Source organism: Williamsia sp. (assembly GCF_016462415.1).
Taxonomy (GTDB): domain Bacteria; phylum Actinomycetota; class Actinomycetes; order Mycobacteriales; family Mycobacteriaceae; genus Williamsia_A.
In genome coordinates, this window is the sequence record NZ_JAEMTF010000050.1 from 1 (window position 1) to 24170 (window position 24170).

Sequence of the window (24170 nt, forward strand, 5' to 3'; positions counted from 1 at the left end):
CGCCCACCCCGCCCGCCGACCACTACTTAGCCCCCACTTCGAGTTCGAGGCACAGCCGCTGCACGTCTTCGCGAGCTTGCAGCGCCACTCGGCTGGAGCCGTATTCGGTGACGACCCGACCTTCGGCTGCGGCGCGGGAGTGGACCTTGTAGTGCCGGACCACGGTGCGAGCCAACGGCCACCCGCGCGACCGGACAAACGCCTGCGTCTGCTCGAGATCCGACCGACCGTCTCGTGGATCCCAGTCATTGACCACCACCACGTACGGGATGCCCAACGGTTCGATCACTTTGGTGATCGTGCGTGCGGTCGGGTCGAACGCCAACGGCTCGGGAACAATCGGAACGATCACCAGATCCGCCGACCCCAACACCGCGTCCAACGCGTAGCCGGTGCCACCGTTGTCCGTCGCTCCCGGGGTGTCGCCGATCCACCCGGGAGTGTCGACAATGACGTGATCGATACCCGGCAGATGCCGCAGTCGACCGAGCATCCCGACGTCGTCGTGGGCTTGGGCGATGCGGAATGGGAGATCGGCAACCCGGTCGGCCCACCACACCGCCGACCCTTGCGGATCGATCGACACCGCCAGCACCGGCGACACCTCCCCCTCCCCTGCCGGATCGGTGAGGACGTCTGCCTTTACCGCGGCGAGGTTCATCGCCAGCGTCGATTTACCGACCCCACCCTTTTGATTCATCACCACATGCACACCCATTTTCTCCACCTCTCCGATCCGTCCGTAAATGCCTGTCATCCCGCGCAGTGCGGCGCCGGTGTTTACCGCGGTAAACCAGGCCGCTCGGCGGGCCCCGGGCAGACGCTGTGCACGAGGAGACGTCGATCGAATACGGTTGCTTGAGAGCAGGTTCTAATTGCGAGAAATCAAGAGCTGGGGAAATACGCCCAGTCCGCAGACAGTCCGCAGCAGCACCGAAAGGGGCCATCACCGGCAAACACCCACAACGCCGCTCACCAGCAGAAACAGTGAATCCGCAACTGCGTCAACAACACCAAACTCCCAGGTGCGCTCGTTCGGGACGAAGAGGTCGTGGGTTCGAATCCCGCCACCCCGACGTGTTGGTTGAGACACAGAAGAGGCCCTGACCAGGGGAAACCCGGTCGGGGCTTCCTCGTTTCCGGAGTCATCTCAAACTGTCGCCAGTCCCCCCAGTCCGCAGGAGAAAAACTCCGGCCGCATTCTGGCGCCAGATCAGGGCTCAGTGGGCGGTTGGCTGTCATGGCCAGGTGTTGAACACCGTTGACAGCGTGTGCGTCCGCGCCCGTGACTGCTGTGCATTCTTCGCGTCCACCTAAGAGGTCGCGCCGGGTCGGAGTCGCGCTGACAAGCGGCCGCTGACAGATCGGCGTTGGCCTGGGATGAAAACTCTCCACGCTGCTTGCCGCCGGATTAATCGGGTACTACGGGGGCATTTGAAGCTCGACCCACCCGCGGTGGATAACTCAGGGCGGGCTAGCCGGTGGTTCCTTCATGTGAATGTGGTCGCCCGGTACAGACCCAGCTGAGGACACCTGTTCGTGGTCCCGCGAGGACCACTGTTGCTGGGGCATACCCACACACCGTCGTCAGGAGCCACTGTTGGTGACGGCGCACTGCGGTCGCGGAGAGTCGGCTGATCGTAGGTCGGTTGCAGTGGTGGTTCACCAATGAAGGGAAGAGGTTATGAGCGGGTTGGCTGTTGTTACGGGTGCGTCTTCGGGAATTGGTCGGGAGTACGCCCGACGTTTGGCCGCGCGTGGGACAGATTTGATCGTGGTCGGGCGTCGCGAGGAAAGACTTCGAGATCTGGCGTCCGAATTTCCCGCCGTCGAGGTGCACACGGTTGTTGCCGATTTGTCCACCAGTGACGGCATCGGTCGCGTGATCGCAGCAGTGGGCACCCAGCCCGTGACGGTGCTGATCAACAACGCAGGCGTGGCCCACTACAAGGCGTTCACGGACCTCCCCGACGAGCAGGCCGCGGAGTTGGTGGGCGTGAAAGTACTTGCCCCGACACTTTTAACCCGCGCAGTCGCGCCGGGCATGGTCGCTCGTGGCTCGGGGCAGATCGTCAACGTCGCGGGCATGATCGCCTTCAGCGGCCCAGCCACACTCGAGCAGGTTCCACTTCGTCGTGCGGTCTATGCGTCCGGGCTGGCGTACGCCCTCACCCTTTCGCAGACGTTGCACGCCGAACTCTCGAGAAGCGGTGTGAGCGTTCAGGTCCTGTGCCCCGGCGTCGTCGCGACAGAGTTTCACGAACGCCAAGGACTCGACCTGTCAGCCACGCCCCGGATGAGCGCGGCTGACGTGGTGACCGCGAGCCTTCGTGGCATCGAGCTGGGTGAACTGGTCACCGCGCCAGGGGTCGAGCACGCAGAGCTGCTCGCCGACGTGTTCAACGCGGATCTCGCCGCGTTCGGTGGGCAAGCACCGGTACTGGCATCGCGCTACCGCGGCTGAACCACACACAGACCGGGCGTGACGACATCCACGAAGGAGACACCGTGACGACAGCAGGAACTCAAACTCCGGAACAGCCCATCAAAGAAGTCGGGTTCATCGGTCTCGGCGATCAAGGTCTGCCGATGGCCAGGGCGATTGCCGAGCAGGGTTACACCCTTCATGTCTGGGCTCGTCGTCCGTCGGCGATTGCACTCGAGCGGACGCCGCACACTGTTCACGCCTCGATCGCATCTCTTGGAGCGGCTTCTGACATTGTCGCACTGTGCGTCGGCACCGACCAGGACGTTTTGCAGCTCGTCGACGGTGGTCTGCTCGGCGCGCTTCGTCCAGGCAGCCTGGTGATCAATCACGGCACCGGAACCCCGAAGAACGCCCGCCAGATGTTCGACCTGTGCGCGAGTTACGGGGTCGTCATGGTCGACGCGCCGGTCAGTGGTGGACGACCGGCGGCCGAAGCGCGTGCACTGGTCGTCCTTGCCGGTGGTCCAGATGCTGCCGTGGCCACCGCAGCGCCTGTTTTCGAGTGCTTCGCGACGGTGGTGGCGCACGTCGGGGGCGCAGGAGCCGGCCAGCTCGCGAAGCTTTTCAACAACGCGTTGCTGATGATGAACCAAGCGGCGATCGCCGACATCATGGAGCTCGCCGGTCAGGCAGGTTTCGCGCCGGGCCCGCTGGTCGACGCACTTCGAGCAGGGTCTGCCGACAGTCGCGCGCTGAGCCTGATGAATACAATGGTCAATCCCGACACCGTCGGTCACCTCTCCACCGTCGAAGCCCTCGAGATGGACCTGTTCCAACAGGCAATGACTGATGCCGGCGTGGAAGCGACGGAAGCCACGGCTCGTGGTCTCTCGGGCGCCCGCCGGCTGGGGGACGTCATTGGTTGGCTCAACCACTGAGCCACCCGCCCCCACTTCCGGGTCTCAACCGGACCGACTCCGCTGGACGGGCAATACTTTTGATTCAGCGTCGAGTGCGCTCAACTGTCAGTGACCGGCGCTCTGGAAGCGAGCAACCTCAATTTGTCGGCGCTGTCGGTTCCCGGATCGGGGTGATAGATCGCCAGAGCCAATGATTGGGCAGTGTCTCCGATCCCCAGTTTCTCTCTGTTCAAGGTCAGTTCGCCGACCACCGGATGGCTGATCACCAACGGCCAGTTCTGCAACGCTTGGACGTCGTTGTGCGCCCACACGGTCCGGAACCGTTCGCTTGCCAGTGAGAGCTCATCGACCAGCTCGGTACAGCGTGGGGTGTTCGTGTCAGCGCCGACCGAACGACGAAAGCCGGCAACCAGTCGGGCGGTGGTGTCCTCCCAGTCCGAGTACAGGTTTCGTTCGTCGCGGTCCAGGAACACCGCGCGCAGACGATTGTCACCGACGACGAGTCGCGGAGAAATCGAAGCGGCAAGCGAGTTCGCCGCCAGGACATCGAAATAGCGGTTCTCGACGAACGCGGGCAGGTTCAGAGAATGCAGAAGCTTGCCTACCCCATCTGGCACCGGTTCCCAGCCCTGTGGCCGATCGTCGGACTGCGTCGGGCGGCGCTCGGCGAGGGACAACAGATACGAGGTACTGATCGAGTCCAACCCGAGAACGCGAGCCAATGCCTCGAGAACCTCCGGCGACGGGTTTCGATCGCGCCCCTGCTCGAGGCGCAGGTAGTAGTCGACACTGATCCCGGCCAGCAGAGCGACTTCCGATCTCCGCAAACCACGCACCCGGCGATTGCTGCCGCCAGGAAGGCCGACCTGATCGGGACGAACACGGTCCCGCTGCGCGCGGAGGTATTCACCGAGCATCGTGCCGTTGGCCGCCATCACGGCAGTCTAGGACCGTCCGCAGCTGTTGGTCCGGGACCGCCAGCCCAGCTGCCGCAACGGTCAGAACTCCCCCTGTAAATGCGATCGCGGTTCAACTCGCCGTGGGCTCGACCCATCAACGGCCGGGCTCTCGGGCAGCACCCAGTGCTGCGATCGTGGCGATGAGAAGCGAGTCGACGTAGTCGGCCTCGACTGGTTGGTTGAAGGCGAGCATCCTGAAGGCCAGTGGCGCAAACAACAGGTCGATGCCCACATCGAAGTTGAAGTCCTGGGGCAGTTCGCCCCGGTCGACAGCAGCCCGGAGAATTTCGGCCACCACGGCCCGGCGCGGCTCGGCGACTGTTGTCCACACTGCGTTTCTGAAGGCAGCGTTGATTACCGACTCCGCGAGTAGACCCGGTGCAATGCGGACGACCAGGGGATGCGCGAGTTGGGTTCGTATCCCCTCGAGGACCACCCGCAGGTCGGAGACGAGTCGGCCGGTACTCGGCTGCACGACCAGCGCTGATCGCACGGTGGTGCCGATGATGTCGAGAACCATGTCTTCTTTCGAGGCCCAGCGTCTGTACAGCGCGGCTTTTCCCACCCCGGCCCGCCGCGATACCGCCTCCATCGACGTCCCGGCGTATCCGCGTCCCGCGAGTTCCTCGAAAAGCGCCTGAGTGATCGCCTCTGTCACACCCGGCCGAAGAGCAGCACCGCCACGTTGATCGGTCATACCTCAGTCTAATCAAACGAGACGGTTGCGTTCCATTGCGAAACCGCTAACCTATGGAACGACACCGTTTCGTTCCGATAATGGAGGTATAGCTGTGAAGTTCCTTTTCGATGACGAGTCGTTCTCGTTTGAGGCGTTACGGGCTGCGGGGTATGCGACCTACGCCGGTGCAGAGCTCGGTGAGGTCCTGGTGACGTGCCGGGAGATCCCGGAAACCGACGAGCGGGCATGGTCGCGCGAGTGGTCGGCCACCGCGGCCCGCGTCGAGCAGATCGCGCGGGACTCTCTTGCCGCGGGCCACCGCGTCAGCGCCCGGGAAGCGTTGTTTCGCGCGTCCAACTACTACCGGACCGCCGACTTCTATCGGCGGGAGGACCCTGCCGGTGACGCTGAGTCGACGCGCCTGTCGCGTCGTTCGCAGGAAACGTTTGCAGAGGCCGTCACCCTGTTGGATTACGAGACGCAGTCCGTTCGAATCCCTTACGGCGAAACAACGTTGCCGGGCTATCTGTATCTCTCGCCGGGCACCCACACACCCCGGCCACTCGTGATCTACCACGGCGGTTTCGACTCCACTCTCGAGGAGGACTACTTCGCTCTGGTGGCCGGCGCAATCTCGCGCGGCTACCACGTTTTGACCTTCGACGGGCCAGGGCAGGGCAGTGCGCTTCGCGATCAGGGCCTGCATTTTCGCCCCGACTGGGAAGCGGTGGTCACTCCCGTCGTCGACTTCGCGATGACCCTCCCACAAGTGGACACGACCAAACTGGCCTTAGCCGGAACAAGCCTTGGCGGATACCTCGCCGCCCGGGCCGCGGCGTTCGAGCCAAGGTTGGCCGCCTGCATCCTGCACGACGGTGTCTACAGCCTCGCCACGACGATCGAAGCGATGACCTCGGCATCCGAAGCCGAACTCATGAAGCACACCGGGAGCCGCTGGGTCATCCGCAACGGGAAGTGGACCTTCGGGGCCGCCGACCTCGCCGAGTTCCGTGACCTGTGCCAGGCGTACACCCTCGCCGGGGTGGTCCACCAGATCAACTGCCCCACGCTCGTTCTCGACGCAGAAAACGACCAATTCTTCAAGGGCCAGGCCCACCAGGTGTTTTCCGAGTTGACCTGCGAAAAGCGGTACATCCCCTTCGCCGAGAAGAACGGCGGCGGGGAGCACTGCCACGAGGGCGCCGTTGCGCTCTGGCATCAACAGGCATTCGACTGGCTCGACGAACTCCTCACACCCTGAGGAGCCGTCTGCCGGGACTCGCGCAGGAGATTCGCGCGGTCACGGCCCGTCGATCAGTCACACCACAATCGACCCGATCACCTCGTCAATCCATGGATAGAACTCTTCGGCGCTGTCGCTCATCCGCGCCTTCACCATGCCCGTCCAGTCATCGGCGATCACCTCGATCGATCCGTCGCGTACCGCGTCATAGGCTTGTGTCACAACGCTTTCCGGGGTCACCTTCGGCACATCCCAGCGAGCTGCCATCGGCGTATCGATCATCCCCACCTGGAGCCCGATCACGTGAGTTCCCTGTCCGCGAAGCGCCGAGCGCAATCCGTTGGTGGCCGACCACATCGCCGCCTTGGACGCCGCGTAGGCGGTGGGGATGCTGATCCAACTCGCGGCCGAGAGGACATTGAGCATCGCGCCTCCCCCGTTGGCCGCGAGGATCGGCGCAAACGCGTTCGCGACTCGAAGGTTCCCAAAGAAATTGGTCTCGAAGATGCGGCGCAGGTTATCTTCAGAACCGGTAATGGAGTCACCTTCGGGCGCTATGCCCGCGTTGTTGATGAGCAGATCGACATCTGCAGCGACCGACACAGCGCTGCCGAGGTCATCAGCAGAGGTGATGTCGAGAGACATAGGCGTGACTCGGTCGTCGCCCCAATCCTTCGTCGACCGCGCCGCGGCACGAAGGCGACGACGGCACCAGTCGCGGCCACCGTGAGGTAGCGCCAATCAGTGAAGGTTGCCGGCGGGAGAGCGCCGAGAAGGATGTCTCGGAGGAAGCCGCCGCCGAGCGCGGTGAGCACGCCCAGGGTCACCACGCCGACGATGTCCAGTCGAGCGACGCGCATCGCCGTCCAGGCGCCGTTGAGCGCGAATGCGAAGGTGCCGGCGAGATCCAGGACGAGAAACGTCGCAGAAGTGGTGTGCACGCTCACTGTCTACCCGCCCGGGTGCGCGCGGCATCAAATGCCACGACAGGGTCTTGCTCAACGCCCCTTCCACAAGTGGGTGGTGGTCAGGGCGTCGTCACGAGGGGACGCCGGAGGGTACCGTGCCGCTCACGACAGGTCGATGGCCGCGAGCGAGGCGTCCACGTCCTGCGCGCCCAGCACCGCGCTGCGGACGATGTAGCCCTGACAGAAGGTGAGCATTGCCAGCGCCGTGGCCGGCGCAGTTGCAGGCTCACGTCCCTCGGCGATGAGCCAGCGTTCGGCGGCAGCGGCGAACGCGCGCTCGATGTCGCTCATCCGACGCTGCACGATCTCCCGCATCGTGGCGTCAAAGGCCGCCTCGCCCCAGAATTGCACCACGGTCGCGAACGGGATGCCGGCCTGCTCCAGGCCGACCAGCCACCGCCGGACGACGTCGCGCGGGGAACGTGCCGGCTCGTCGTCCGGCATGGCGAGCAGGCTGAGCCGCTTCCCGATCACCTCGGCCGCGACCAGCTCGATCAGCTCGTCCTTACGCGCGAAGTGGGAGTAGACCGAACCGGCGGACAGTCCGGCCTCCTCGATGATGTCGGCCATCGTCAGGTTGTTCAGCGCTCGCCGACGCAACACGCGCAGGGCCGCAGCGACGATCTCATCCCGACGCGCTTGGCGATACGCGTCACTGACTCGAGGCATACGACGAAGCCTAACCTAGGCTACTCTCCAAACAGAACCGTCATTCTGTTTAGGGAGCACTGCCATGAGTAACACCACCATCGATCGCACCCGTCCCACTGTCGCCGTCGGTTTCGGAGTCGTCGCCGGCCTCGTCGTCGCGCTCGTGGTCCTGGCCTTCCTCTGGCCCATTGCCACCTCTGAGCCGCGCGACCTCCCGGTAGGCGTCGTCGGCGCGGCGCTTCCACAGGGGGTCGAGCTACCGGTTGACGCCACGTCCTACAACACCCGCGCCGACGCAATCCAGGCAATCAAGGAGCGAAAGGTGTACGGCGCCTACATACTCGACCAGGCCGCGCCGGAGGTGTTGATCGCCGGGGCCGGCTTGGCGTCAGGCACCGCGGTCATCGAGAAGGTCGGCGCCCAGCTGACCGCCACGCAGGGAAAGCCCCCGACCGTCACCGACGTGGTCCCACTCTCCTCAGGCGATCCGACCGGAACCGGGCTCGGCGCAATGGGGTTCCCGCTGGTCCTGGGCGGCATCGTCGGCGGCGTCCTGGTCTCGTCACTCGTCACCGGCCTGAGGCGCAGACTCCTGGCCCTCGGCGTCTACGGCGTCGCCGCCGGCCTCCTTGCCGCCGTGGTGACCGGACCCGTGCTCGGCATCGTCGCGGGCTCTTTCTGGGCGGACGCCGTGGTCCTCGGGGTCGCGATGCTCGGCACCGCCTCGACTGTCGTGGGCCTCAACGCCCTGCTCGGTGCAGCGGGTACCGGCGTGGGCGCTGCCATCACGATGCTGCTCGCGAACCCGATCTCAGGTGGGGCCACGCCGCACCAGTTCATCACCGGCCCCTGGGGCGAGATCGGCCAGTACTTCGTCCCCGGCGCCTCGCAGAGCCTCTTCCGTGAGGTCAACTACTTCCCCGATGCATCGACCCTGCACGAGTGGCTCGTCCTGATCGCCTGGATCCTCGGCGGCGTAACTCTTTCGGTCGCCGCCCATTTCCGGAGCTCGACACCGGTGGACGTCCCCGTCGACGAGCGCGAGGAGGCGCCCAGCGTCGCCTGACGGCTGCCGCGACGTTTCCGGTGAGGGCTTCGCGGGTTTCAGTCGACCGTGTCCCCGCACAGAACGTCCAGGCTCTCCAGCACGAGCCGAATCCTGTCCGGGCTCAGAAGGCGGAGTCGCCGACCCAGAACAGGTGTGATTCGCGCCCCGATGTCATCGGTCGTCTGCACACCGTGATCGGTCAGTCGGATCCGCGACCGGCGCGAGTCCGCGAGATCGATCTCCCGAGTCACCAGGCCCGAGTCGGCAAGCTTGGACAGTGCCCTGCTGAGAACGGACGGGTTGAGACCGAGGTCGCTCACGAGATCACCCGGACTGTCGACGCCCATCTTGACCGTGCGCAGCACCAGGAAATCCACGAGGTCCAGGTGCGCGGCGGCAGCGACGTGCACCCGGGCGTCGGCCACGACCAACTTGTTCAGTCGGTAGAGCGCATCGAGCAGCTGCAGCTCGGGGGTGTCGGTGTCAGCCATGGGAGAAATCTAACATCGGATGATTATTGACATACGTCAACTATTGCGAGTTGGGTGTGGGTATGAATGATGACAGTGCCACCACACCCGGCCGAATCGATTTTCACCACCACTTCATGCCGACCACCATGCTCACCTCGGGTTTGTTCGGCGACACCGCCGGCTGGAAATTCCGCGACGGGGACGCGTGGACACCGCAGGTCAGTGTGGACTTCATGGATCGCCTGCAGATCGACACCGCGATCCTGTCCGTGCCCAACGATGTGGAGGCACGACTGCCGGAGAACAAGCGTCATCATTTCGCTCGCGAGGTGAACACCTTGTCCCGTCAGGCCGCGGACGACCACCCCGGACGCTTCGGGCTGTTCGCGCATCTACCGACCCCGACGGACACCGACGCCGCACTCGAGGAACTGACCTATGCATTCGACGTGCTGGGAGCCGACGGCGTCACCCTGACCAACGTCTACGGCACCGGTGATGAGGCCCGATCCCTGGGCGACCCGATCTTCGAGCCACTGTGGGCTGAGCTCGATCGCCGCAACGCGCTGGTGTTCCTGCACGGCGAGCAGACGCCCGGCAGCAATCGGGCCCCGAGCAAGTTCTTACCCACCCCGATCAGTGAGACCCCGAACGAGACCTACAAAGGCGCAGCCGATCTGGTGACCAGCGGGCGCAAGCGGCAGTACCCGAACGTGCGGATCATCCTCGCCCATTCGGGCGGCAGCACACCCTATCTGGCCGCCCGCGTCGCCGCTCTGTGCGCGTTCCATCTCGACTGCGAACTGACCGCAGACGAGATACTCGCCGACTTCCAGACCTTCTACTACGAAACCGCCCTGTCAGGATTCGAGACGAATCTGGTGGCGCTCGAGAACTTCGTCGACCCGAGCCACATCCTGTTCGGCACCGACTTCCCTGCCGCCAACCCGCGCACCGCCGGCTGGTTCACCGACAACGTCGACGAGTACTTTGCGACCCGTCCCGCGATGCTCGCGAAAGTCATGCACGACAACGCATACAGTCTCGTACCCCGGCTGACCGCCGCAGCCCCCGCGCACCGGTGAACCTCGACAACCGGCCGAGCCGTCAGGTCAGCGCGGGGTAGCGGGGATCGGCGTCGGAGCGTGCCTCGTACAGGTCGAAGTAGGTGGGAGCGATCTCGGCTGCCGACGTGCCGGGTTGACCGGATCCGATCCACACGATGATCGCGAGATGCGCTGCGTACACGCCGTGTTCCGAGAGCACGTTGTGCAGGTTGAGAACCCAGTTGCGCAAACCGGCGGAGGCGATGTTGATGTTCGCCATAGCCGGTGACGGGTCCACTGATCCACCTCCGGCGGTGATGATGATGGTGCCGGTTCTGGCGGCGATCATGTCGTCGACGACCTGCTTCACCACATGTATCGCACTGAAGTAGAAGTCGAGCTGTGGCTGAAGATTAGCCGGCGTGACCTCCAGGACGCCGGCGACGGGCAAACTGGTGTCGGCCGCGGAAAACTCGAGAACATCGACGGTTCCCAAGGTTTCACGGATCTGGGCGAACGCCGCGGTGATCGACTCCGCATCGAGCAGATCAGCGGGGAAGGCAGTCGCGGCGATCCCCTCGCCGTTGAGCACGTCGGTGAGGGAATCCAGCTTCGCCCGATCACGGGCGACGAGCGCGACGGTGAAACCGTTTCGACCGAACACGCGGGCGATCTCCAGCCCCATCCCTGGCCCGGCACCGACTATGACAATCAACGACACGTTCTCACCCCTGAATGGTTACTGTTTGTGTGCAACCACATCGTCTGTGTGTTTCACCGTCGCCACAAGAAGGCACATTCGTGTTCGTGAGGAGCGCCCATGTCCACCAGCGAGAACGCAACGCTCACAAACGACGCCGCCCTGCCCGGTCCGTGCGAGGGGTGGGGTGACGACGCCCCGTTGATCCGCAGCATCCTCGACCGTGTCGGAGACAAATGGGGCATTCTCGTGATCGCCGTTCTCCGCGACACCCCGATGCGATACAAACAGTTGCACCGCAGCGTCCCCGGCATATCCCAGCGGATGCTCACCCTCACCCTGCGCCACCTCGAGCGCGACGGTCTCGTGACACGCACCGTCTACCCCGAGGTACCTCCGCGCGTCGACTACGCCCTGACCCACCTCGGCGTCTCGCTCCTCGAACACGTTCTGGGCCTCGCGATGTGGGCGTCAGAACACACCGACGAGATCCATCACCACCGTGTCGCATTCGACCAGAGACAATCAGGGACAGCCTGAGAACGCTTCACCTGCAGGAAGAACAATCCGACAACGCCACTCGCAGCCGATAACGTCAGAAAGCTACGCGCACCGGTGACGTATCGGGCCACCGATCTCATATGTACCTGTCACACCTCCACAGCGGTGATCGGTCAGTCTCGCTTGGAAGTCTGCAGGCGGATCGCGCGGTCGAGCGTCGGTAGCACCGCGCCGAGTACGGGGCGGCGTAGAGCTTCGCGGCGCAGAGCTGAGCGCGCCGCCAGAACCCGGGAACTCGATCGTTGTGCTTGCGCAGCGCGGCGCAGCATTGGCTGTTGCATAGCCTCGGCGGCGGTCGTCGGGTCGCCCGACGATCTGAGGGCGGCGGCGAGATCGCCGACGTCGGCGATCGCAATGGACGCCCCGATTCCCGCCGTAGGTGGAATGGGATGTGCTGCGTCCCCGACGACGGCGACGCGTCCGGCCGGCCACCCGGTGAGGTCCACAGGCCGGTAGAACACAAAGGCGTCAACGCTGTCTGGGTCACTACGTCGCACCAGCTCGCGAAGCGGGTCAGACCAGGACGTTGTGGCGGCGAGCGCTCGGCGCAACAGGTCCGAACGCGGTCGATCTTCCCCGTCGAGGACCAGCGACCACAGCAGGTAGGGATCCTCGAGATCGGGGCTCACCTCTGCGTGAGTGGGGTTCGCCTCGGGTCGGTGCGTCGCGAGGAACGCGGTGGTCGCGCGCGGACCCACCACAAACCCTGGGCCCCTCCAGAGGTCATCGGGGACCACCGGGCAGGTGTCGGCGGTGAGCGGGGTTCGTCCGGCGATGCCAATGACTCCGGCGGGGCGGGCGGTGGGACGGCCGATGACGTCGGCCGCGATCAATGAGCCGGTCCCGTCGGCGACCACGACGAGGTCTCCCTCGGCGATGACCCGATCAGCCTGATCGCGGATGCTGACACGATCGTTATCGTGCGAGACGCGTGCGGCATGGACACCCCACCTGACGGCATCACCCAGTTCGCGCAGCAAGATCCGCCGCAGCGGACGCCGGCCGATCATCAACGATTCATCGCCTCGAGGGATGCGAAGCCGCGTCCGACCCTGTTCGTCGAGCACCACCAGATGCGTGAACGCCTCACCCCTGGTCCCGCTGTACTCGAGAGCGGAAAAGGTGTGGTCCGGCAACGCTTTTTTCAGAACCGCGAGGGCAGTCGGGTCCAAATGTAAGCGGTAACCGGCGGTTCGGTCGGCGTCCTTGTCGCGCTCGACGACGGTGACGGCGTGCCCGTCGACACGGAACAGATGTGCTGCCGCCAGACCTGCGATACCGGCACCCACCACCACAATGTCCATCTCGCCACAGTATCAGTCAACTGATACTCTGGCGATATGTCAGATACCAGGTCGCACGACGGACCTTCTCGCCGCGAATCGCCGCATCCGTGGACGCAGGAGGCCCTCGACGCGCTACCGCTGTGGACGCTGGTGCAGGCGTTCCACGGTGTCGCGGGTCGGCTCTATGGGTTGTTCGGCCAGCACGATCTGACCCCTACACAGTTCGGGGTCCTCGCGCAGCTGGCCACCGGTGCTGTCGAATCGCAGGCCGAGCTCGCCCGGCGGGTACTGGTCACGCCGCAGTCCCTCCAGGTGCTGGTGACCGAACTCGGCGCTCGCGGTCTACTCGACATCTCCGGTCCGGGTGGCCGGGGGCGACGCAGGCGTCTGGAGTTGACCGACTCGGGGTGGGAACTGATCGACCGGGTGCGGCCAGGACTGGAACAGGCCAACAATCCCGCACACCTCGGGTTGAGTCCGACCGACAGCGCGCGACTCAACCGGTCGCTCCACACCCTGCGTCACCACCTGTCCGAGACGGTTCCCTGATGTGGCGCAACGTGATCGCGACCCTGACACTCGATGTCGCACTTCCTCTGGCGGCGTACTTCGCGCTGACCGCATCGGGCATGGCGCCCGTGTGGGCGCTGCTGTGCGCGGCGGCGGTGTCGGTTGTCGTGCTCCTAGCGAGATGGACGCGCAGCCGCTCCATCTCCACACTCGGGGCCCTCGTGTTGGTCCGCTTCGCGTTGGGCGTTCTCGTCGCGGTCATCACCGGTGACGCACGGTTCGTACTGGCGAAGGACTACCTCGTCACCTTCGGGATCGCGATCTTCGCGGCGGTGTCCCTGAACTTTGAGCGCCCGTTCATTGCCCGTATCCGTCGAGACCTCTCGGGTGACCGCAACGGCTTCGACCTCCGGTGGGAAGCAAGCAAACCATTCCGCGACGAGCATCGACTGCTCACATGGCTGTGGGTGGCCGGACTCGTGATCGAGGTGGCCATTGCGGTGGCGGTCATCTACACGGCTCCGTTGGACGTCGCGGTCGTCGTCACCAATGTGCTCTCCCCGGTCACGATCATCACGCTGATCGCAGTCACGCAATTCCGTGGGCATCGCGCCGCGCGGGCGGCGGAGCCCCTGGTATTCCTGGGATAGTCAGCACAACTGAACACGGTCACCCTCATCGAGCCTCTTCCGGCGGTTCGCGAACCGCCGGCGTTGATGATTCCTTCGGCTGCCCACCGCGTGCGGGCGGGGTGACATCCCGCTGCTCAGCGCATACGGCGATGACGGTCAGGCCATCAGGCCCGGCATGGAGGTGGCGTCGATGGTGGAGTTCGACAGACACGAACTGTCCAGGTCCGACAGCGATGGAAGCGCCGTCGATCACGATCCATCCGTCGCCGGCGATGACGGCATAGACGTCGTCGTTGCGATCATCGAGGTGGTCGTGCGGCACAGTCTCGGCCCCTGGCGGTAGCTCCACTTGATAGACCTCGAACGCCGAGACGTGGAGGGCGTCACTGATTCGTCGGTCAAACGGGCTTGCTGCAGGGTGCGGTCCGTGTCCTGCGGGGATTGACGTGGCGTCGACAACGACATACGACATGCAATCGACCGTAACAACTGTCCGACAACCTGGCAGTTCGCCCGCTGCGAAAACCCACCCACAGCATCGCATTGGCCTGCAACGGTTCCCACAGCACCTCAGAGAGAACCAGATGGACCGCGGAACCTACTGGGCAATACTGAGTGTTCCACTATCGCTGTTCAAGAGACTGACCAAGCAATCGATCTGACTGCCGGTGTACACCTCACGCACAACCGCAGCGACATCGCTGGTTCTGCCTTCGTGCTTCGCATGGTCGTCGGGCGACTCAGTTGACATCGGCCGGATGGCCGGCCGATGCCGTGTTGTTGTGAATAGGGTCGCCGCGCCCCGGTTGAGTAGGTCCCAGAAGCGTGCGACGGCACCGGTGGGACCGAACCAGACTGTGCCGCCGAACAGTCCGGCTCGTGACAGATCCGCAGAGAAGTCAGGTCGCTTGAGTACAGTCAGCTGCGGCCCGCGCTCCAGGAGGAATAATGTATCGACCAACCGCCCGTTCTGCTGCCGCCTCGTGGCTTGCCGGCACCGCGGTCGCACTCGTTGTTCAAGGAGTCTTCCCGCAGCGGTTCGCAGCGAGCACAGCGTGGGACTTCAACGCGGGGTGGCAGCGCGAGATCGCGATCTGGAACCTGGGCACCCTCGTCGCCGGCGGGGTAGTCGTGGCCGGCCACGACGATCCCGTACGCGCTCAGCTGCGCGGTCTCGCAGTGCTATCGGCACTGTTCAGCGCCAACCATGCCGCGGCAGCCGTGCGGACAAACAAACCAGGCAACTGGGCATGGGCCGTTATCAATGCCGGCGGTGTGATCACCAGCGTCGCCGGGCTGTCCAAGTCCCGCCGATAGCAAACCGTTCGTACCACAAGACCACCAGCAGCGTTACCCCGCTAGGGCAGCAGTCGACCAGCAGGAGGCCGCTCCGAATCCCAACTCCTCGAAAGGACACCATGTCCGCCATAGTTCCCTGGAGTGAAGGGACCTGGACAAACGAACCCGTCCACGTCGCGGTCGACGATGAAGGGATGCGTGTCACCGCCCGTGAGGGCAGCGACGCGTGGCGCCTCACTTCCTACGACTTCATCCACGCCTCAGAGCATGCTTTGTTGGCCCCCTTGGCACCCGAGACGGCGGTTGAGGTGGAGTTTCGCCTCGACTTCGTCAACCAGTTCGACCAGGCGGGCATCTTCGTCAGGATCGACGACAGATTTTGGATCAAAGCCGGCGTTGAGGTCAGCGATGGTGAGAGCAGTCTGGGCGCTGTCGTGACTCGGGGCGCCTCTGACTGGTCATTGCGCCCGGTAGGTGAGTGGGATGGGCATCTGGTGACCGTCCGCGGCAGCCGGTCCGGCAACGCGCTCACAGTACGTGCCCGCGTCGAAGACGAGCCCTGGCAACTCGTTCGGGTTGCTCCTTTGGATCCGGACGCCGAAGTGACGGCGGGACCATTCTGCTGCGCGCCACTGAGCGCCGACCTGACCGTCCATTTCACGTCGTGGCGAAGGGCCCCGGCGGACGCCAGTCTTCATCCAGAGTGAGCCAAAGCGGGCGCGAGACAAGGCATCGCACGACGCGTCCGCCCCTACCCCAGCCGTTGTCTCTCAGCCCAGCGGGCTACTGAGCGGCCTTCTCAGCTGCGACGGCTCGCGCCCATCCGCCGATCGCCAACACGACGTACGTGCCGACGAACGCGGCCACCAACCGGGCGCCCGGCCGGCGCGACAACGATTCCACTACCGACATGTTCTCCCCTGTCGACGACGTCTGATCCTGTCCACCGATCATCAAACCACGAACACTGTGCGCGCAGTCGGGGTGACCGTTACCGACTCGACGGCCCCTGTCTCAGTCGGCGCCGGGCGCGAGGAGCGACACCGGCGGGCGGTAGGGCTCGACGTGATTGGAGGACCCCGAATCTGTGGCCGAGGGATATGAACGGCGATACCGCGAGCGCTTGACGCGGGCGATGTGCTCCTGCAGCGTGCGATCTCCGCGGGCCATTGCTCGTGCGCGGGTCGAGTAGATGGCCAACCCGTAGGCCACGACCCACACCACCAGGCCGACTATGCCCGCGGCCGTGAGGCCCGTCGCGAGACCCGCCAATCCCAGCGCCAGTGCAGCGGAACCCGACATGAATGCCGCCCATCCGACCTGCGCCCACATGGCTGCGCGTCGCAATCGCGCCCGGCGCATGCGCGCCGCACTCATCGGTGGCCTGCGATGCAGATGTGGTGCCTGAAAGCTGATCGAGACGGCCATGACGCGCTCCTTGGGAGATTTGTGATCTACACCACATATACACCCGATTCGGCGTCACCGGATCTCACCGAGATGCCGGATCAGCCGGCCGAGACCCCACGCCGATCGGCCTCACGTGCGGCGAACTCCCGGTAGCCCGTTGCCGGGCGACCGAGGAGCTCCGGCAGCACTGTCGTGTCGCCGGCCGGCAGCCCGACCTTGTCGTAGTAGGTCATCATCGCGACGTAGCAGTCCTTGGACTCGTCCGGCCAGTTCCGCACGCCTCGGGTGTTGGACGAGCCGGCCAGTCCACGGACCACGTTTCCCAACGCATGGGTCTTGGTCGACGCGAGCGATTTCGCGACGATCGTCGCCGCCGCGGCGACTCCCTGCAGCGGGCTCTTCACCGCTGTCGGAGGTAGTCGCACAGCTGAGACAGGGTGGCCGAGAACGGCAGTCCATATGGTCGCCATCTCGTGGCGGGTCAGCTCCTGGGTCGACAGGTCGTACGTCTCACCCGCGTGACCGTCCGGCGACGTGGTGATCATCGCTCCCACCTCACCGATGTCCTCCGCGTCCACAACACCCATGACGGACGTCGGCGACGACGGGTACGGCAGAGTCCCCGCGAGCATGAGGTCCCAGAAGTCGAGGTAGTTCTGCATGAAGTGTGACGGCCGTAGGACGGTCGTCGGGATGTCCGACGCGTGGAGCAACTCCTCGACTCGCAACTTCTCCTGGTGGTGGGGCAACTCCTTGATCTCCGGGTGGATCACGGAATTGAACACGATGTGTTCGACACCGTTCGCGCGCGCCGCAGCGACCAGCCCTTCGGCGATCGACACCTCGCGAACGACGGCCGTCGGACAGACGTGGAACACCCGTGCGACGCCGGGGATCGCGCCGGCCACGTCGGCGTTCGACCGGATGTCGCCGATCACCACCTCGGCCGCACCGTCCGCACGCGCGACGCGGGCCTGCTCCTCGCTCTTGACGAAAGCACGCACGGTCTCGCCTCGCTCGGCCAGCCTGCGCGCGACGCTGCGGCCCACTCCTCCGCCGGCACCGGTCACCAGAATTGTTCCCACCACGTCCACTCCCTCGTCGACAACCGAACCGCCATGCACCGCAAGCGCTTGTGCGGCACCCGGCGACAGCACGAACGTGCGACGCCGCAACGGATGGTGGCGACGCTACAGACTGGTTGACTGACAGTCAATGAAATGCCACTCTCGTGGTCATGACCGCGAAAACAGGAAACGACCATGCCGTCGAATGAGCGCCGGCGCTTCGAGGCCCGACGCACCCTCATCACCGGCGCGAGCTCCGGAATCGGCGCACAGTTCGCGCGCGCCTTCGCGGCGCGGGGATCGGATCTCGTCCTCGTGGCGCGGCGAGCCGACCGGCTCCACGAGCTCGCCGACGAGCTGAGCAGCGAGTATGCAGTCGACTGCACCGTCGTGCCCTTCGATCTGGCCACCGACAACCCGGGCGCGACCTTGCGTGCACAGGTCGACGGAGACGTCGACCTGCTCATCAACAACGCCGGCTTCGCGACACAGGGACTCTTCGTGGACACCGATGCAGCGGACCACCGCAAAGAGATCGCCGTCGATGTTCTCGCGGTCGTCGATCTCACGCGCGCCTTTCTGCCCGCGATGATCGAGCGCGGACACGGCGGCATCATCAACGTCTCCAGCACCACGGGCTTCCAGCCGGTGCCCTCGCTCGCGGTGTACTCGGCGTCGAAGGCATTCGTACTCAGCTTCAGTCAGTCGTTGTGGCACGAGGCGAGAAAGCACGGGATCACGGCGTTCACCCTCGCGCCGGGACCCACGACGACCGAGTTCTTCGACGTCATCGGCGACAGCGCGTCGGTCGTGGGGTCGTTCCAGACACCGCAGCAGGTGGTGGCCACCGGATTGCGCGCGCTCGATCGTCGCCGACCGCCACCGCATGTGGTCTCCGGTCGGAGGAACGCCATCGCCGCCCACCTCGCCGGCCTCGTGCCGCGACGGATCCTCGTCCCCGCGCTGGACAGGGCGATGCATCCGACCACCTCGAGCAGTCACCGGGACAGCCGTGTCCGACCCTGACGGCGACGACCTCCCGGCCACGCCCGACTGGCGCGACTATCCGTGGGAGACGGTGACACGCGACGTGGAACTCGACGGGAGGCGAGTGCACCTCGTCGACCTCGACCAGGCCGGCGACGACCGCGACGTGGTGATCTTCCTGCACGGGATCTCCGCGAGTTGGCGCTGGTTCATCGAAATCCTCCCCGAGGTCGCCGAGACCCATCGGGTCATCGCCATCGACCTCCCCGGGTTCGGCGATTCTGAGATCTTTTGGAGGAAGACCAGTTTCACCGCGCTTGCGGAGACCGTGGCCGAGGTGTGTGCGACGCTGTCGATCGACAGGGCGACAATCGTCGGGCACTCCATGGGATCGATCGTCGCGACACGCCTGGCCATCGACCGGCCCGATCTCGTCGAACGACTCGTCATCACCGGCGGCCCGATTCTCTCGCTGACCGGGCTGGCGCGTAACCCCCTGCAGACACTCCGGGCCCAGCCGCGGTCGGTCGCCACGCTGCTCGCCGAACTGATGACCATCGGGGTTCCGCTGCCTGCGCCGGTGAGCAGAATGGTGGCCTCCTCACCGAGGTTGCTGAAGCTGGCCCTGGGACCGTTCCTCGCACATCCCGAGCGCCTGGACCCCGACCTCATGCAGCAGGTGATGTCCGCGCTCGGCGCTCCGGGTTCCTTCCCGGCACTGCTGTCCACGATCGGCGACGACCCGGGAACCGATCTGCACAAGATCGCCTGTCCGACAAAGATCATCCGTGGGCCCAAGGACCCGCTGTCGCCGCCTGTCGACGTCGACCGATTCCTCGCGGCCGTCGCCACCGCGTCCGCGGTCGAGATCCCAGACACCGGGCACTGGCCACACATCGAAAAGCCGTCGGACTTCCTGTCCGAACTCGACACATTCCTTCGCGAGGTGGGCTGACGCCTCGCCCCAACGGACCGGGACTGCGCTGCGCTGCCGTCCACACGCGACATCACGTCGGCGAGTAATCTTGCCGCGTGGTCATCTGGGGTCTCGAGTCATGACGGGTGACACAGGACAGGCCCGTCCCGCCACGACGCGTTCACAGCAGAAGGCCGCAACGCGCGACCGAATGTTGACGGCGGCCTCCGAGCTGTTCGCCGAGCGTGACTACAGCGACGTGACGATCGCGGACATCGCCAAGCGCGCAGGCGTCGCCCACGGACTGCTGTTCCATCACTTCTCGAACAAAGAGGGAATCTACCGCGCTGTCCTCGACAGGGTTGTCGCGCAAATGGATTCTGCATTCACCACCCCCGTGGGCGCCGACACCCCGACGATCATCCGAGCCGCACTGCGCACCCATCTGAACTACCTCGCGACCCATCGAGGCGTCGCGCTGCGGCTGATCGTCGGTCGACGACACCCCGACCCGACTGTCGCCGCCGTGTCCGACCGCGGACGCACCCGGGCATTGACGGCGTTGGCAGGATCGCTGGAACTCGACCCGACCAACCGACTCATGCAGTTCGTCGGCAGCACTCTGGTGGCCGCGTTCGACGAGGCGTCGTCGTGGTGGCTGAACGACCCCGATCCGATACATGTCGACGCTCTCGTCACGTCGTTCATCGAACTCGGCATCGGCGCGCTGAAGGGCGTGCAGAACCTGGAGGGGTGCCCTGACCTGCGTGGACCCATCGCCACACTGTCCTCTGCCGCCGCCATGGATGGCGACGGACAGAGGTCGTGACCACGATTCATTGACTGACATTCAGCGAACGAGATAGCCTGAGCTCCGACATCCACCACGGACGGAGTTCAGACGATGGCGACCTACATCAGCCGTTTCGCGACGGAAGACGCCGTGCTGTGGGGTGTGGTGTCGCCCGCCGGGATCACCGCTCTGGAAGGGCACTACGCGACGACTGCGGAGCTGCTGGAGAACGGTCGGGCCGATTGGACGGCCGCGTCCTCGCGACGGCCGACCCACCAGGCCGATGCCGTCGAGATGCGCTCGCCCATCACCACCCCGTGCCGAGTGCTGTGTCAGGGGGCTAACTTCCGCCAACACGCGATCGACTCCGGCATGGACCCCGACAACCGTGCATTCAACCTCTTCTTCGACAAGACCGACGCCTCGGTCACCGGACCACACGCCCCGGTCACCCGCCCGGCGCACGTGCAGCTGCTCGACCATGAGATCGAACTCGCCCTGGTGATCGGCAAGGCCATCACCGACCCGGTGACGATCACCGAGGAATCGCTGCGCGAGTACGTGGTCGCGGTGACCATCGCCAATGATCTGTCGGCCCGCGATGTCCAACTGCCGCAGGGTCAGTACCTGAAAGGCAAGAGCTACCGGGGGTTCTGCCCGCTCGGCCCGGTGCTCGCGATCCTCGACGATGCCGACTACGACCGCCTCGACGACCTGGTGTTGCGGTTGCACGTCAACGGCGACCTCCGTCAGACCGACACCACCGCCAACTTCGTCTACCGTCCCGCAGAATCGCTCACCGAACTGAGCACGTTCAGCGACCTGGCCGTCGGCGACGTTCTCCTGACCGGAACTCCGCACGGCACCGCGGCGAAGTCCCCGCCGGCGCTGGTGCGTCGACTCGCGACCGCGGTGCTGCCCGAGCACGTCATGTGGAAGCTGTTCATCCGCCGCAACCTCGACGGTCCGTTCCTGAAGCCCGGTGACACCGTCACCGCCACCATCCGATCCTCTGACGGTGCACTCGATCTCGGTGAACAACGCACGCCGATCGTCGCACCCCGCTGAACCCAAGGAGTCGATATGCCCTCCACGACACCGAGTCCCGCCCCGGTCACGACAGCACTCGCACCGGATCTGCTCGCTCACTTCGTGGTGAAGACCGCCCGACCGACAGAGATGATCGAGTGGTACTCCACCGTGCTGGGCGCGCATGTCGTCCATGAAGACGACCAGATCGCGTTCATCACATGGGATGACGAGAGCCACCGTTTGGCCCTGGTGAAGGTGCCCTCGGTGCTGCGATACCTGTTCCCGCTGGCCAGGTTCCGACGCAAGGTCTACGGCGTCGATCACCTCGCGTTCACGTACAACTCGCTGGAGCCGTTGCTGCTCAACTACGAACGCCTCGCCGCCGCGGGCATCACGCCGGTGTGGTCGATCAACCACGGCCCCACCACGTCGCTGTACTACGAGGATCCCGACGGCATCCGTCTGGAGTTCCAGACCGAGAACTTCCCCACGCCCGAGGCGACCGCCGAGTTCTTCTCCAGCCGCGAATTCGAGGCCAATCCGATCGGGGTCACCATCGATCCGTCCTACCTGCTCGAACGACTGCGTGACGGCGCTGCGACCGAGTCGCTGCTGCGACGTGACGCCGGCGTCCGGCCGGGAACAAGGCCGCGGGTCAACAAGCGTGCCATCACCCTACGAACACTGTGAGCGCATCTGATCCGGTGCCGGTGCTGATCGCCGGCGCCGGTTCGACCGGAGCCACCGCGGCATTGTTGCTCGCGCGCCGCGGAATCCCCACGATCATCGTCGACCGCCGTTCCGACGCACTCACCCATCCCGCCGCACACGTCATTCACGGGCGCTCCCTGGAGATCTGGCGCGAGGCCGACCCTGCCCTGGCGGAACGGATCGCCGGAATCGCGCCACCGATCGAGTCGGTCAACCTCATCCGATGGTGCTCGGACCTGAGTGGACTGCCGCTCGGGGAGATCGACCTGGCGTCTCGTCCGGAACAGCTCGTGCGTGTGAAGTCACACAGCGACTTCCTGATATCCCATATCGGACAGCACCAGTTGATGCCGGTGTTGTGGTCGGCACTCGATCGGGAACCGCTGATCGACTTTCGGAGATCCACCCGGGTCGATTCAGTCGAGCAGCACGGCGACACGGTGACCGCGACGATGAGCACCGGCGAGAACGTGACCGCGCGCTATGTCGTCGGCGCGGACGGCGCCAACAGCGAACTGCGTGAGACTGCCGGTATCGAGATGCACGGTCCGGTGCTGGCTCGGATGGGCAGTGCGTTCTTCCGAGCGCCGGGGCTCTATCCCGCCGACGCTCGCCCCCTGCTGAGCTGGATCTACCAGCCGAATTTCGCCGGTGTGATGATCGCTCACGCCGATGACCACTACGTCCTGATGAACACCTACCTACATCCCGACCAGGACGTGGCCCGCTCACGCGAGGCGTATTGGGCAAGAACGCTTCCCGAGGTACTGGGGCACGAACTGCAGTTCGACATCGTGTCAACCGGGACGTGGACGATGACCTCCCAGACCGCTGAGGTGTTCCGCAGCGGACGTCTCCTCCTGGCCGGCGATGCCGCACACCGGTTCCCGCACACAGGCGGGTACGGGCTCAACAGCGGTGTGCAGGACGCGCACAACATCGCGTGGAAACTCGACGCGGTCCTCAGCGGCCGGTCCACCGATCGCCTCCTCGACACCTACGAGGTCGAACGGCGCCCGGTGATCAATCTGTTCGCCCGGCACAGCGTCGCCAATCACTTCGAGCTCGACTCCGCAACGAAGTACTTCGGAGTGACCAACAGGATGCTGCAGCGCGCGACCACAGCGATGTCGCGGCCCCCGATGACATTGCTACCGGGACGCCTCGCAGCCCCACTCGCAGAACGGATCACCCGCGCCGGCCTGGCCCGCACGACGATCCTCGCGTCGACGAGTTGGCGGGCGCAGCGGGTGCGTGACCTCGTGGCCGGCAACATCCCCGGGCAACTCGCCCATTTCGTCTCCACCGGTCTGGAATTCGGCTACCGGTACGCCGGCCCTCTCGTCTCGACCGAACCCGGTGAACGCGAGCCGGCAATCGGTTCCGACGACGTCGTCGAATACCGCCCGAACACCAGACCCGGTGGGCGTCTGCCGCACGCGGTCATCAACACCCCCGACGGACCCAGGTCGACCCTCGAACTGGTCGAGACTGCTCCAACCGCATTGACCGTGTTCACCTTCGACCCCGCAGGGTGGACTGGTGCCCTCGGGTCCGCGGCTGACGCGCTCTCACCACTGACGACCCACGTTGTCGATCTCGAGAGTGCGACCTCCCCGGCGACTGCGATCGATCTCTACGAGGTGGGGACGGACGGCGCCGTGGTGGTCCGCCCGGACGGGCACATCATCTGGCGTACCTCGGACGCCGCCGACGCAGCGACGTCAGCACTCATGGAGACCATCGGACGCCTGTGGCTGCCCTACTTCTCCCGCATCCCGGTTGTCGTCAGCCGTGGGCAGGCCGGTTCTTTCTGACAGAGTCCTCCCGGCACGGAGCCGACGAGTCCGG

The 24170-nt window shown here is 65.2% G+C and carries 28 protein-coding genes and 1 pseudogene; 16 read left to right on the top strand and 13 right to left on the bottom strand.

Going from position 1 to position 24170, the window contains the following annotated elements; genetic code table 11:
* Nucleotides 1-22: 22 nt before the first annotated feature.
* Entirely contained in the window at nucleotides 23-718 is a 696-nt protein-coding gene (locus JHC79_RS13425) for a ParA family protein (protein WP_296391567.1), read from the bottom strand.
* A 966-nt stretch (nucleotides 719-1684) separates the two neighbouring features.
* On the opposite strand from JHC79_RS13425, the gene JHC79_RS13430 reads away from it, so the two are divergent.
* Entirely contained in the window at nucleotides 1685-2464 is a 780-nt protein-coding gene (locus tag JHC79_RS13430; RefSeq protein ID WP_296391569.1) for an SDR family NAD(P)-dependent oxidoreductase, read from the top strand.
* A gap of 44 nt (nucleotides 2465-2508) precedes the next feature.
* Nucleotides 2509-3366 carry an NAD(P)-dependent oxidoreductase gene (locus JHC79_RS13435; protein ID WP_296391571.1) on the top strand — a complete coding sequence of 286 codons (858 nt, stop codon included), beginning with the start codon at nucleotides 2509-2511 and terminating at the stop codon, nucleotides 3364-3366.
* Between the two features lie 80 nt (nucleotides 3367-3446).
* On the opposite strand, the gene JHC79_RS13440 is transcribed toward JHC79_RS13435, so the two are convergent.
* Nucleotides 3447-4283: a helix-turn-helix transcriptional regulator gene (locus JHC79_RS13440; protein WP_296391573.1), complete on the bottom strand. Its 837-nt coding sequence runs from the start codon at nucleotides 4281-4283 to the stop codon at nucleotides 3447-3449.
* Nucleotides 4284-4401: 118 nt separating this feature from the next.
* Nucleotides 4402-5004: a TetR/AcrR family transcriptional regulator gene (locus JHC79_RS13445; protein WP_296391575.1), complete on the bottom strand. Its 603-nt coding sequence runs from the start codon at nucleotides 5002-5004 to the stop codon at nucleotides 4402-4404.
* Between the two features lie 94 nt (nucleotides 5005-5098).
* Here JHC79_RS13445 and JHC79_RS13450 point away from each other — a divergent pair, with 94 nt between their 5' ends.
* Nucleotides 5099-6247 (top strand): alpha/beta fold hydrolase, encoded by a 1149-nt coding sequence (locus JHC79_RS13450; RefSeq protein WP_296391577.1) that lies wholly within the window; start codon nucleotides 5099-5101, stop codon nucleotides 6245-6247.
* Between the two features lie 57 nt (nucleotides 6248-6304).
* On the opposite strand, the gene JHC79_RS13455 is transcribed toward JHC79_RS13450, so the two are convergent.
* From JHC79_RS13455 to JHC79_RS13465, 3 genes and pseudogenes are all read right to left on the bottom strand, one after another.
* Nucleotides 6305-6874, bottom strand: coding sequence for an SDR family NAD(P)-dependent oxidoreductase (locus JHC79_RS13455; protein ID WP_296391579.1), 570 nt, complete (start codon nucleotides 6872-6874; stop codon nucleotides 6305-6307).
* A gap of 47 nt (nucleotides 6875-6921) precedes the next feature.
* Nucleotides 6922-7170 (bottom strand): annotated as a pseudogene (locus JHC79_RS13460) (TRIC cation channel family protein); the annotation flags it as partial.
* Between the two features lie 129 nt (nucleotides 7171-7299).
* The gene (locus JHC79_RS13465) at nucleotides 7300-7866 is read right to left on the bottom strand and encodes a TetR/AcrR family transcriptional regulator (protein WP_296391581.1); all 567 of its coding nucleotides are present in this window, start codon (nucleotides 7864-7866) and stop codon (nucleotides 7300-7302) included.
* Nucleotides 7867-7930: 64 nt separating this feature from the next.
* Between JHC79_RS13465 and JHC79_RS13470 the strand changes: the two genes are divergently transcribed.
* Complete coding sequence (locus JHC79_RS13470; RefSeq protein WP_296391583.1) at nucleotides 7931-8914, top strand: hypothetical protein; 984 nt, start codon at nucleotides 7931-7933, stop codon at nucleotides 8912-8914.
* A 38-nt stretch (nucleotides 8915-8952) separates the two neighbouring features.
* Here JHC79_RS13470 and JHC79_RS13475 read toward each other — a convergent pair whose 3' ends face one another.
* Entirely contained in the window at nucleotides 8953-9387 is a 435-nt protein-coding gene (locus JHC79_RS13475) for a MarR family transcriptional regulator (RefSeq protein WP_296391585.1), read from the bottom strand.
* A 62-nt stretch (nucleotides 9388-9449) separates the two neighbouring features.
* Here JHC79_RS13475 and JHC79_RS13480 point away from each other — a divergent pair, with 62 nt between their 5' ends.
* A complete protein-coding gene (locus tag JHC79_RS13480) occupies nucleotides 9450-10454 on the top strand; it encodes an amidohydrolase family protein (protein WP_296391587.1) in 1005 nt (334 codons plus the stop codon).
* Between the two features lie 22 nt (nucleotides 10455-10476).
* Here JHC79_RS13480 and JHC79_RS13485 read toward each other — a convergent pair whose 3' ends face one another.
* The gene (locus JHC79_RS13485; RefSeq protein ID WP_296391589.1) at nucleotides 10477-11136 is read right to left on the bottom strand and encodes an SDR family NAD(P)-dependent oxidoreductase; all 660 of its coding nucleotides are present in this window, start codon (nucleotides 11134-11136) and stop codon (nucleotides 10477-10479) included.
* Nucleotides 11137-11235: 99 nt separating this feature from the next.
* On the opposite strand from JHC79_RS13485, the gene JHC79_RS13490 reads away from it, so the two are divergent.
* Nucleotides 11236-11655 (top strand): helix-turn-helix domain-containing protein, encoded by a 420-nt coding sequence (locus JHC79_RS13490; RefSeq protein WP_296391591.1) that lies wholly within the window; start codon nucleotides 11236-11238, stop codon nucleotides 11653-11655.
* A gap of 134 nt (nucleotides 11656-11789) precedes the next feature.
* Here the strand turns inward: JHC79_RS13490 and JHC79_RS13495 are convergent, their stop codons facing one another.
* Nucleotides 11790-12980, bottom strand: a complete 1191-nt coding sequence (locus JHC79_RS13495; protein ID WP_296391593.1) for an FAD-dependent monooxygenase — start codon at nucleotides 12978-12980, stop codon at nucleotides 11790-11792.
* A 36-nt stretch (nucleotides 12981-13016) separates the two neighbouring features.
* On the opposite strand from JHC79_RS13495, the gene JHC79_RS13500 reads away from it, so the two are divergent.
* Both JHC79_RS13500 and JHC79_RS13505 read left to right on the top strand, forming a co-directional pair.
* Entirely contained in the window at nucleotides 13017-13511 is a 495-nt protein-coding gene (locus JHC79_RS13500) for a MarR family winged helix-turn-helix transcriptional regulator (protein ID WP_296391595.1), read from the top strand.
* Nucleotides 13511-14122, top strand: coding sequence for a VC0807 family protein (locus JHC79_RS13505; protein ID WP_296391597.1), 612 nt, complete (start codon nucleotides 13511-13513; stop codon nucleotides 14120-14122). The genes JHC79_RS13500 and JHC79_RS13505 overlap by 1 nt, the downstream gene beginning before the upstream one ends.
* Before the next feature lie 25 nt (nucleotides 14123-14147).
* Here the strand turns inward: JHC79_RS13505 and JHC79_RS13510 are convergent, their stop codons facing one another.
* The gene (locus tag JHC79_RS13510) at nucleotides 14148-14576 is read right to left on the bottom strand and encodes a cupin (RefSeq protein ID WP_296391599.1); all 429 of its coding nucleotides are present in this window, start codon (nucleotides 14574-14576) and stop codon (nucleotides 14148-14150) included.
* A 476-nt stretch (nucleotides 14577-15052) separates the two neighbouring features.
* Here JHC79_RS13510 and JHC79_RS13515 point away from each other — a divergent pair, with 476 nt between their 5' ends.
* Together JHC79_RS13515 and JHC79_RS13520 are read left to right on the top strand one after the other, a co-directional pair.
* Entirely contained in the window at nucleotides 15053-15421 is a 369-nt protein-coding gene (locus JHC79_RS13515) for a hypothetical protein (RefSeq protein WP_296391601.1), read from the top strand.
* Nucleotides 15422-15522: 101 nt separating this feature from the next.
* On the top strand, nucleotides 15523-16110 hold the full coding sequence (locus JHC79_RS13520; protein ID WP_296391604.1) for a DUF1349 domain-containing protein: 588 nt from the start codon (nucleotides 15523-15525) through the stop codon (nucleotides 16108-16110).
* 76 nt (nucleotides 16111-16186) lie between these two features.
* On the opposite strand, the gene JHC79_RS13525 is transcribed toward JHC79_RS13520, so the two are convergent.
* The 3 genes from JHC79_RS13525 to JHC79_RS13535 form a co-directional block, all read right to left on the bottom strand.
* On the bottom strand, nucleotides 16187-16315 hold the full coding sequence (locus JHC79_RS13525; protein WP_296391605.1) for a hypothetical protein: 129 nt from the start codon (nucleotides 16313-16315) through the stop codon (nucleotides 16187-16189).
* Between the two features lie 102 nt (nucleotides 16316-16417).
* The gene (locus JHC79_RS13530) at nucleotides 16418-16831 is read right to left on the bottom strand and encodes a hypothetical protein (protein ID WP_296391607.1); all 414 of its coding nucleotides are present in this window, start codon (nucleotides 16829-16831) and stop codon (nucleotides 16418-16420) included.
* An 80-nt stretch (nucleotides 16832-16911) separates the two neighbouring features.
* Nucleotides 16912-17901 carry an NmrA family NAD(P)-binding protein gene (locus JHC79_RS13535; RefSeq protein ID WP_296391609.1) on the bottom strand — a complete coding sequence of 330 codons (990 nt, stop codon included), beginning with the start codon at nucleotides 17899-17901 and terminating at the stop codon, nucleotides 16912-16914.
* 174 nt (nucleotides 17902-18075) lie between these two features.
* Between JHC79_RS13535 and JHC79_RS13540 the strand changes: the two genes are divergently transcribed.
* From JHC79_RS13540 to JHC79_RS13565, 6 genes are all read left to right on the top strand, one after another.
* Nucleotides 18076-18906 carry an SDR family oxidoreductase gene (locus JHC79_RS13540; protein ID WP_296391611.1) on the top strand — a complete coding sequence of 277 codons (831 nt, stop codon included), beginning with the start codon at nucleotides 18076-18078 and terminating at the stop codon, nucleotides 18904-18906.
* Complete coding sequence (locus tag JHC79_RS13545; RefSeq protein ID WP_296391613.1) at nucleotides 18893-19822, top strand: alpha/beta hydrolase; 930 nt, start codon at nucleotides 18893-18895, stop codon at nucleotides 19820-19822. The genes JHC79_RS13540 and JHC79_RS13545 overlap by 14 nt, the downstream gene beginning before the upstream one ends.
* 100 nt (nucleotides 19823-19922) lie before the next feature.
* A complete protein-coding gene (locus JHC79_RS13550) occupies nucleotides 19923-20612 on the top strand; it encodes a TetR/AcrR family transcriptional regulator (protein ID WP_296391615.1) in 690 nt (229 codons plus the stop codon).
* A 75-nt stretch (nucleotides 20613-20687) separates the two neighbouring features.
* Entirely contained in the window at nucleotides 20688-21644 is a 957-nt protein-coding gene (locus JHC79_RS13555) for a fumarylacetoacetate hydrolase family protein (protein ID WP_296391617.1), read from the top strand.
* 15 nt (nucleotides 21645-21659) lie between these two features.
* Nucleotides 21660-22298, top strand: a complete 639-nt coding sequence (locus JHC79_RS13560; RefSeq protein WP_296391620.1) for a VOC family protein — start codon at nucleotides 21660-21662, stop codon at nucleotides 22296-22298.
* Nucleotides 22295-24136 carry an FAD-dependent monooxygenase gene (locus JHC79_RS13565; RefSeq protein ID WP_296391622.1) on the top strand — a complete coding sequence of 614 codons (1842 nt, stop codon included), beginning with the start codon at nucleotides 22295-22297 and terminating at the stop codon, nucleotides 24134-24136. The genes JHC79_RS13560 and JHC79_RS13565 overlap by 4 nt, the downstream gene beginning before the upstream one ends.
* Nucleotides 24137-24170 lie beyond the last annotated feature (34 nt).

Bases quoted from the DNA above. Each gene is read 5' to 3' on its own strand.
- JHC79_RS13455 (WP_296391579.1), bottom strand. From the start codon at position 6,874: ATGTCTCTCGACATCACCTCTGCTGATGACCTCGGCAGCGCTGTGTCG.
- JHC79_RS13560 (WP_296391620.1), top strand. From the start codon at position 21,660: ATGCCCTCCACGACACCGAGTCCCGCCCCGGTCACGACAGCACTCGCA.
- JHC79_RS13470 (WP_296391583.1), top strand. From the start codon at position 7,931: ATGAGTAACACCACCATCGATCGCACCCGTCCCACTGTCGCCGTCGGT.
- JHC79_RS13510 (WP_296391599.1), bottom strand. From the start codon at position 14,576: ATGTCGTATGTCGTTGTCGACGCCACGTCAATCCCCGCAGGACACGGA.
- JHC79_RS13515 (WP_296391601.1), top strand. From the start codon at position 15,053: ATGTATCGACCAACCGCCCGTTCTGCTGCCGCCTCGTGGCTTGCCGGC.
- JHC79_RS13425 (WP_296391567.1), bottom strand. From the start codon at position 718: ATGGGTGTGCATGTGGTGATGAATCAAAAGGGTGGGGTCGGTAAATCG.
- JHC79_RS13430 (WP_296391569.1), top strand. From the start codon at position 1,685: ATGAGCGGGTTGGCTGTTGTTACGGGTGCGTCTTCGGGAATTGGTCGG.
- JHC79_RS13555 (WP_296391617.1), top strand. From the start codon at position 20,688: ATGGCGACCTACATCAGCCGTTTCGCGACGGAAGACGCCGTGCTGTGG.
- JHC79_RS13480 (WP_296391587.1), top strand. From the start codon at position 9,450: ATGAATGATGACAGTGCCACCACACCCGGCCGAATCGATTTTCACCAC.
- JHC79_RS13550 (WP_296391615.1), top strand. From the start codon at position 19,923: ATGACGGGTGACACAGGACAGGCCCGTCCCGCCACGACGCGTTCACAG.
- JHC79_RS13505 (WP_296391597.1), top strand. From the start codon at position 13,511: ATGTGGCGCAACGTGATCGCGACCCTGACACTCGATGTCGCACTTCCT.
- JHC79_RS13440 (WP_296391573.1), bottom strand. From the start codon at position 4,283: ATGGCGGCCAACGGCACGATGCTCGGTGAATACCTCCGCGCGCAGCGG.
- JHC79_RS13500 (WP_296391595.1), top strand. From the start codon at position 13,017: ATGTCAGATACCAGGTCGCACGACGGACCTTCTCGCCGCGAATCGCCG.
- JHC79_RS13525 (WP_296391605.1), bottom strand. From the start codon at position 16,315: ATGTCGGTAGTGGAATCGTTGTCGCGCCGGCCGGGCGCCCGGTTGGTG.
- JHC79_RS13445 (WP_296391575.1), bottom strand. From the start codon at position 5,004: ATGACCGATCAACGTGGCGGTGCTGCTCTTCGGCCGGGTGTGACAGAG.
- JHC79_RS13490 (WP_296391591.1), top strand. From the start codon at position 11,236: ATGTCCACCAGCGAGAACGCAACGCTCACAAACGACGCCGCCCTGCCC.
- JHC79_RS13465 (WP_296391581.1), bottom strand. From the start codon at position 7,866: ATGCCTCGAGTCAGTGACGCGTATCGCCAAGCGCGTCGGGATGAGATC.
- JHC79_RS13540 (WP_296391611.1), top strand. From the start codon at position 18,076: ATGCCGTCGAATGAGCGCCGGCGCTTCGAGGCCCGACGCACCCTCATC.
- JHC79_RS13530 (WP_296391607.1), bottom strand. From the start codon at position 16,831: ATGGCCGTCTCGATCAGCTTTCAGGCACCACATCTGCATCGCAGGCCA.
- JHC79_RS13520 (WP_296391604.1), top strand. From the start codon at position 15,523: ATGTCCGCCATAGTTCCCTGGAGTGAAGGGACCTGGACAAACGAACCC.
- JHC79_RS13495 (WP_296391593.1), bottom strand. From the start codon at position 12,980: ATGGACATTGTGGTGGTGGGTGCCGGTATCGCAGGTCTGGCGGCAGCA.
- JHC79_RS13475 (WP_296391585.1), bottom strand. From the start codon at position 9,387: ATGGCTGACACCGACACCCCCGAGCTGCAGCTGCTCGATGCGCTCTAC.